Raw genomic sequence first — 583 nt, 5'->3', positions numbered from 1 at the left:
CGTTGGTCACCTGATGCGTGGTGTCCACCCGCCCGGCGAACCCGGCCAGGATCGTGGTGACGATCGTGTCCCGGCCGACCATCAGCGGCGGGTTCCCGCCCCACTCGGCCGCCGCCGGGCGGAAGTCGAGTTCGGCGTCCTGGGCCCAGGCCGAGGCGAACAGCTCTGCGTCCCGCGTGTCCTGGCCCAGGCCGAAGCGGTAGAGCGCGTCGGCGATCTCCAGCCGGTCGCGGAGGTCGTTGATCGTGATGTCCATGGCTTCATCGTCGGCCGCCGCGCGCGGGCGACCAATGGCCGGTTGTGCCATGATCGATAAGTCACACTTAACGATCGGACCGATGCCCCGTGCTGGAACGCCACGAGCTGGAGGCCTTCCTCACCCTGGCCGAGCAGCTGCACTTCGGGCGCACGGCCGAGCTCTTGAACGTCTCCCCGGCCCGGATCAGCCAGACGATCGCGAAGGTGGAGCGGCGGGTCGGCGTCCCGCTCTTCCGGCGCACGAGCCGCCGGGTCGAGCTGACCGCGGCCGGCAGCGCCCTCTATGCCGACCTCCGGCCGGCCTGGACCACGATCACCGAGGCGG

At 70.8% G+C, this 583-nt stretch carries 2 protein-coding genes; one reads left to right on the top strand and one right to left on the bottom strand.

The genetic code is table 11. The features are described from left to right. Positions 1-256: nuclear transport factor 2 family protein (locus tag GWK61_RS55070; RefSeq protein ID WP_194922365.1), on the bottom strand; the 256-nt coding region annotated here is incomplete at its 3' end. Positions 257-345: 89 nt separating this feature from the next. Here GWK61_RS55070 and GWK61_RS55065 point away from each other — a divergent pair. Then, positions 346-583: LysR family transcriptional regulator (locus tag GWK61_RS55065; protein ID WP_194922364.1), on the top strand; the 238-nt coding region annotated here is incomplete at its 3' end.

It is taken from the genome of Catenulispora rubra (assembly GCF_015356825.1).
Lineage (GTDB): Bacteria > Actinomycetota > Actinomycetes > Streptomycetales > Catenulisporaceae > Catenulispora > Catenulispora rubra.
The sequence above is the reverse complement of the archived record's forward strand: the minus strand, read 5'-3'. Positions and strand labels throughout refer to the sequence as shown.